The organism is Acidovorax sp. 35-64-16 (assembly GCF_002281195.1).
GTDB lineage: Bacteria > Pseudomonadota > Gammaproteobacteria > Burkholderiales > Burkholderiaceae_C > Acidovorax > Acidovorax defluvii.
In genome coordinates this window covers 104,993-111,244 of sequence record NZ_NCFM01000008.1, presented here as the reverse complement: position 1 = coordinate 111,244, position 6,252 = coordinate 104,993, and the positions used below count along the sequence as shown (strand labels likewise).

Annotated in this window: 6 protein-coding genes; all 6 read left to right on the top strand. The window is 61.2% G+C overall.

What is annotated here, in order from left to right:
- Positions 1–339 precede the first annotated feature (339 nt).
- The 6 genes from B7Y64_RS08495 to B7Y64_RS08470 all read left to right on the top strand — a co-directional run bounded on the left by B7Y64_RS08495 (position 340) and on the right by B7Y64_RS08470 (position 6,199).
- Positions 340–741, top strand: coding sequence for a MerR family DNA-binding transcriptional regulator (locus B7Y64_RS08495; protein WP_291328656.1), 402 nt, complete (start codon positions 340–342; stop codon positions 739–741).
- A gap of 108 nt (positions 742–849) precedes the next feature.
- Positions 850–1,233: a PaaI family thioesterase gene (locus tag B7Y64_RS08490; RefSeq protein ID WP_291328660.1), complete on the top strand. Its 384-nt coding sequence runs from the start codon at positions 850–852 to the stop codon at positions 1,231–1,233.
- Between the two features lie 36 nt (positions 1,234–1,269).
- Entirely contained in the window at positions 1,270–2,460 is a 1,191-nt protein-coding gene (locus B7Y64_RS08485; protein ID WP_291328655.1) for an isovaleryl-CoA dehydrogenase, read from the top strand.
- Positions 2,461–2,493: 33 nt separating this feature from the next.
- On the top strand, positions 2,494–3,153 hold the full coding sequence (gene can / locus B7Y64_RS08480; protein WP_291328654.1) for a carbonate dehydratase: 660 nt from the start codon (positions 2,494–2,496) through the stop codon (positions 3,151–3,153).
- A gap of 16 nt (positions 3,154–3,169) precedes the next feature.
- The gene (gene aceK / locus B7Y64_RS08475; RefSeq protein WP_291328653.1) at positions 3,170–4,969 is read left to right on the top strand and encodes a bifunctional isocitrate dehydrogenase kinase/phosphatase; all 1,800 of its coding nucleotides are present in this window, start codon (positions 3,170–3,172) and stop codon (positions 4,967–4,969) included.
- A 36-nt stretch (positions 4,970–5,005) separates the two neighbouring features.
- Entirely contained in the window at positions 5,006–6,199 is a 1,194-nt protein-coding gene (locus B7Y64_RS08470; protein WP_024814003.1) for an acetyl-CoA C-acyltransferase, read from the top strand.
- Positions 6,200–6,252 lie beyond the last annotated feature (53 nt).

Here is a 6,252-nt window from a genome sequence, read left to right as displayed (position 1 = left end):
GAAGGGGGCGTTTCTGCTTTGGAATTGCCAAAACACCGCGCACCAAACTCAATACCTGCCAAGTTACCCGGCAAACGTCGTATCCGGTGAGTCTGCTTTACCCCGTATCGCCGTGGGAGCTCAGGTCGCTGGCCGCTAGATCGACCAAGCGGTGGTGTTCATGCTGGCGCCGTTTACGCCAGCGTGTATTTGAAAGAGGCGGCAGTGGTAGTCAGATCGCCTATGGTGCAAGTTGCGGTACTATTGACGTTAACGTAAACGTCAGACAGCGTTGCACAGTGGCCATCGTTTGCAGCAGGAAGTTTCCTGCCCAAAGCGGCACTGCAATGCTGCGCCACCATGGCTCACACCTACACCATCAGTGATCTTGCCAAAGAGTTTGATCTCACCACGCGCGCCATTCGTTTTTATGAAGATATGGGTCTATTGCAGCCCGAGCGCAATGGACCTGCGGGTCGCAGCCGGGTTTACAGCGCGCGGGACCGCACGCGCCTGCGTCTAACGTTGCGTGCCAAGCGTCTTGGCCTGTCATTGAGCGAGGCGAAGGAGATCATTGACCTCTACGACAGCCCGCGAGATACCGGTGTGCAATTGCAGAAATTTCTGGATGTTCTCGTCGTTCACCGGCGGCAACTCGAAGACCAGCTGGCTGACCTTCAGGCGAATCTGGAAGAAGTTCAAGAGCATGAAAAGGAAGCGCGGGCATTGCTGCGAGCCATGGAAAAAATAGTTGATAATTGACGTTTACGTAAACGTAAATCAGGAGTGAGTGTGAGCACAACCCCTTTCGAGGTCAAGGCGCCAGGCTACGTCGCTCGGGTTCACGACAGTTTTGCGCTGCAAGGGGCCATGCAGACCCTTGGTGCACGCCTCGGTCTTGTTGCTCCCGGTGCTGTGAATATTGAACTGGATTGGGCCGCAGGTCTGACCCAGCAGCACGGCTTTTTGCACGCGGGCGTGGTGGCCACCGCCCTCGATTCAGCCTGTGGCTACGCCGGTCTGACCTTGATGCCAGAAGAAGCTGCTGTCCTCACCATCGAGTTCAAGATCAATCTTCTGGCGCCTGCCCGTGGCGAGCGCTTTCGCATGGAGGGCCGGGTGCTCAAGCCTGGCCGCACCATCACTGTTTGCGAAGGGCGCGCCTACGCGCTCGATGGCACCCACGAAAAGCTGGTGGCCACCATGGGCTGCACGCTGATGGCAGTCACTGGCCGCGAAAACATCCGTCATTGAAAAACCATACCGTTCCATCCATCCGAGGAGACATTCATGAGCGTTCCCGCCAACATTCCAGGCCTCAACTTTCAGCTGGGAGACGATATTGACGCATTGCGCGACGCGGTGCGCGATTTTGCCCAGGCAGAAATCGCTCCGCGTGCGGCAGAAATTGACCAGTCCGATCAGTTCCCCATGGATCTGTGGCGCAAGATGGGCGATCTCGGCGTCCTGGGCATCACGGTGCCCGAGCAATATGGTGGTGCTGCCATGGGCTACCTGGCGCACATGGTGGCCATGGAGGAAATCTCGCGTGCCAGCGCATCGGTGGGTCTGTCGTATGGTGCACACAGCAATCTTTGCGTGAACCAGATCAACCGCAACGGCAGCGAGGAGCAAAAAGAAAAATACTTGCCTAAGTTGATCAGCGGTGAACATGTGGGTGCCCTGGCCATGAGCGAGCCCGGTGCGGGCTCGGACGTGATCAGCATGAAGCTCAAGGCTGAGGACAAGGGCGGCTACTACCTGCTCAACGGCAACAAGATGTGGATCACCAACGGCCCGGATGCCGACACCCTGGTGGTGTATGCCAAGACCGAGCCTGAACTGGGAGCACGTGGCGTCACGGCGTTTCTGATCGAAAAGGGCATGCCAGGTTTCAGCATTGCGCAAAAACTCGACAAGCTCGGAATGCGCGGCAGCCATACCGGCGAACTGGTGTTCAACAACGTCGAAGTGCCTGCGGCCAACGTGCTGGGCGGCTTGAACATGGGCGCCAAGGTGCTGATGAGCGGCCTGGACTATGAGCGCGCGGTGCTCACCGGTGGCCCGCTGGGCATCATGCAGTCCGTGATGGACAACGTGGTCCCCTACATCCACGACCGCAAGCAGTTTGGCCAGAGCATTGGCGAGTTCCAGCTCATTCAGGGCAAGGTGGCAGACATGTACACCCTGCTGCAGGCCGGTCGCTCGTTTGCCTACACTGTGGCCAAAAACCTCGACATGCTGGGCAGCGAGCATGTTCGCCAAGTGCGCAAGGACTGCGCCAGCGTCATCCTGTGGTGCGCTGAACAAGCCACCAAAATGGCGGGTGACGGCATCCAGATTTTTGGCGGCAACGGCTACATCAACGAATACCCGCTGGGCCGCCTGTGGCGGGATGCCAAGCTGTATGAGATTGGAGCGGGCACCAGCGAAATCCGCCGCATGCTGATTGGCCGCGAGCTGTTTGCCGAGACCTGCTGAGTTTCCGCTCTCCCCTGACGAATCAAGGACAACATGCCTTCAACGATCGACGACCTGTTTGTTCACAACCGCGCCTGGGCAGCCCAGATGGAGCGCGAGCGCCCCGGCTTTTTCACAGGTCTGCTGGCCCAGCAAAAGCCCAAGTACATGTGGATCGGGTGCTCGGACAGCCGCGTGCCAGCCAACCAGATCACGGGCCTGGAGCCTGGTGAGATATTTGTGCACCGCAACGTGGCCAACGTGGTCGTGCCCACTGATCTGAACTGCCTGTCCACCATCCAGTACGCAGTGGACCAGCTGCACATCGAACACCTCATGGTTGTCGGTCACTATGGTTGCGGCGGTGTGCTCGCAGCGCTGGAAGGCACGCGCGTAGGCCTGGCCGACAACTGGATTCGTCATGTGCAGGACGTGCGCGACCGCCACCGTGACCTGATTGCCGCGACGGCCCCCGAGTTGCGCCATGACGTGCTTTGCGAGCTCAACGCCATTGAACAGGTGGTCAACATTGCGCAGACCACGGTGATGCTGGACGCCTGGGGCCGTGGTCAAAAGGTGACATTGCACGGCTGGTGCTATGGCCTTAAAGATGGGCTCATCAACAACCTGCACATGAGCGTGGACAGCACCGAGGGTCTGGAGTCGCTCTACAAGGCCGCCATCGCAGGGGTCGCGGCGGCCCGCCGGCAGTAATTGCGCAGGTCGGTGCATGTTTCCGCAGCGGCTCGATTCCCCCCAGGCCTACGGCATTGCCAAGGCCATGATGGACGGTTTCAACCGCCATTACCGGCTGTTTCGCACCGAGTCGTCGCGGGCCAAGCACCGTTTTGAAACCGCCGACTGGCACGGCCAGCAGCGGGCGCAGCGCGAGCGCATCGAGTTTTATGACCTGCGCGTCAAGGAGTGCGTGCGACGGCTCGAAAAGGAATTCAGCGCGGGCGCGCAACCCATGGATGTGTGGCACCAGGTCAAGCTGCACTACATCGGGTTGCTGGTCAACCACCACCAGCCCGAGCTGGCCGAAACCTTCTTCAACTCGGTCACCACCAAGATCCTGCACCGCACGCATTTTCACAACGACTTCATCTTTGTACGGCCCGCCGTCAGCACCGAATACATCGAAAACGACGAGCCCGCCGCGCGGCCCACTTACCGGGCCTTTTATCCCACGCGCGAAAACCTGCACGAAACGCTGTGCCACATCGTCGAAACCTTTCAGCTCCAGCGGGAGTTTGTGGACCTGCCGCGCGATGCCGGTTGCGTGGTGAGCGCCATGCGCGGCAGACTCGACAAGGTCAGGCTGCGCGCCAACTTCCAGATCCAGGTGCTCAGCAGCCTTTTTTTCCGCAACAAGGGCGCGTATGTGGTGGGCAAGATCATCAACGGCTTCAACGAAGTGCCGTTTGCCCTGCCCATCCTGCATGACGACGATGGCAGGCTTTTCATTGATGCCGCACTGTTTGGTGAAGACGACCTGCAAATGCTCTTCAGCTTTGCGCGCGCGTACTTCATGGTTGACATGGAGGTGCCCAGCGCCTACGTGCAGTTTCTGCGCAGCCTCATGCCCAGGAAGCCCCGCGCCGAAATCTACAACGCCCTTGGCCTGGCCAAGCAGGGCAAGACGCTTTTTTACCGCGACTTCCTCTACCACCTCAAGCACTCCACCGACAAGTTCCGCATTGCGCCCGGCATCAAGGGCATGGTGATGCTGGTGTTCGATTTGCCAAGCTTTCCGTTCGTGTTCAAGCTCATCAAGGACTACTTTCCGCCGCCCAAGGAAACCACGCGCGAGCAGATCAAGGGCAAGTACCTGCTGGTCAAGCAGCACGACCGTGTGGGGCGCATGGCCGACACGCTTGAATACAGCGAAGTCGCGTTTCCGCGCGAGCGTTTTGACGATGCGCTGATCACCGAGATCGAGAAATTCGCGCCCAGCCAGCTCGAAATCAGCGACCGCGACGGCGACGGGCACCAGGAAGTCATCATCAAGCACCTGTACATCGAGCGGCGCATGATTCCGCTCAACATTTACCTGCAGGAAGCGTTTGATACCGGCCTTTCCGACCCGCGCGCGCACCAGCAGATGGAGCGCAGCGTCATCGAATATGGCAATGCCATCAAAGACCTGGTGGCCGCCAACATCTTCCCCGGCGACATGCTCTGGAAGAACTTCGGCATCACGCGCAACGGCAAGGTGGTGTTCTACGACTATGACGAGATCGAATACCTCACCGACTGCAACTTCCGCCGCGTGCCCACGCCGCGCAACGAAGAAGAAGAAATGAGCGGCGAGGTCTGGTACACCGTGGGCCCGCACGACGTGTTTCCCGAAACCTTTGGCCCCTTTTTGCTGGGCAACGACGCCGTGCGCGCCGTGTTCATGCAGCACCACGGCGATCTGCTGGACGTGGCTTTCTGGCAGCAGCACAAAGAGCGCATCCAGGCGGGCCATGTGTACGACGTTTTCCCCTACGACCCCGAGCGGCGTTTCCACCACGCCGCCCATTGATCACCGCGCATTCCCTCAATCTCAAGGAGCCTTCTCATGTCCGCATTGCAACAAGACCCCATCGTCATCGTCGGCGCGGCGCGCACCCCCATGGGCGCCTTCCAGGGTGACTTCTCTGCCCTGGCGGCGCACGACCTGGGCGGCGCCGCCATACGCGCCGCCGTAGAGCGCGCGGGTGTCCAACCCGATGCCGTTGGCGAAGTGCTGTTTGGCAACTGCCTGATGGCCGGCCAGGGCCAGGCGCCCGCGCGCCAGGCGGCGTTCAAGGGCGGTTTGCCCAAGGAGGCGGGCGCGGTCACGCTCAGCAAGATGTGCGGCTCGGGCATGAAAGCCGCCATGTTTGCGCACGACATGCTGCTGGCCGGCACGCACGATGTGATGGTTGCGGGCGGTATGGAAAGCATGACCAACGCCCCCTACCTGCTGCAAAAAGGTCGCGGCGGCTACCGCCTGGGCCACGACCGCATCTTCGACCACATGATGCTCGACGGGCTGGAAGACGCCTACGAACCCGGCCGCTCCATGGGCACCTTTGGTGAAGACTGCGCCGCCAAGTACGGCTTCACCCGTGCCGAGCAAGACGCCTTCGCCACGGCCAGCGTCGAGCGCGCCAAGGCCGCCACTGCCTCGGGCGCCTTTGCCGCCGAGATCACCCCCGTCACGGTCAAGAGCCGCGCTGGTGAAACCGTGGTCTCCGTGGACGAAGGCCCGGGCAAGGTCAAGCTCGACAAGATCGCCAGCCTCAAGCCCGCCTTCAAGAAGGACGGCACCATCACGGCGGCCTCCAGCTCCAGCATCAACGACGGCGCCGCTGCGCTGGTGATGATGCGCGCATCCACAGCCACCAAGCTCGGCTGCAAGCCGCTGGCGCGCATCGTGGGCCACGCCACGCACGCGCAAGAGCCCGAGTGGTTTGCCACCGCCCCCCTGGGCGCCACGCAGAAGGCGCTGGCCAAGGCGGGTTGGGCTGTGGGGGATGTGGATCTGTGGGAAATCAACGAAGCCTTCGCCGTGGTGCCCATGGCGCTGATGAAAGAGCTGAACCTGCCGCACGACAAGGTCAACGTGAACGGCGGCGCCTGCGCGCTGGGCCACCCCATCGGTGCCTCGGGCGCGCGCATCATGGTCACGCTGATCTACGCGCTGCAGGCACGCGGCCTCAAAAAGGGCCTGGCCACGCTGTGCATCGGCGGCGGCGAGGCCACGGCCGTGGCGGTCGAGCTGGTCTGAGGGCGACCGGGGCAGGGCGCCAGCGGGTCTGGCCGCGCCCCGGAAACGCTTCA

Bases quoted from the DNA above. Each gene is read 5' to 3' on its own strand.
- can (WP_291328654.1), top strand. From the start codon at position 2,494: ATGCCTTCAACGATCGACGACCTGTTTGTTCACAACCGCGCCTGGGCA.
- B7Y64_RS08495 (WP_291328656.1), top strand. From the start codon at position 340: ATGGCTCACACCTACACCATCAGTGATCTTGCCAAAGAGTTTGATCTC.
- B7Y64_RS08485 (WP_291328655.1), top strand. From the start codon at position 1,270: ATGAGCGTTCCCGCCAACATTCCAGGCCTCAACTTTCAGCTGGGAGAC.
- B7Y64_RS08490 (WP_291328660.1), top strand. From the start codon at position 850: ATGCAGACCCTTGGTGCACGCCTCGGTCTTGTTGCTCCCGGTGCTGTG.
- B7Y64_RS08470 (WP_024814003.1), top strand. From the start codon at position 5,006: ATGTCCGCATTGCAACAAGACCCCATCGTCATCGTCGGCGCGGCGCGC.
- aceK (WP_291328653.1), top strand. From the start codon at position 3,170: ATGTTTCCGCAGCGGCTCGATTCCCCCCAGGCCTACGGCATTGCCAAG.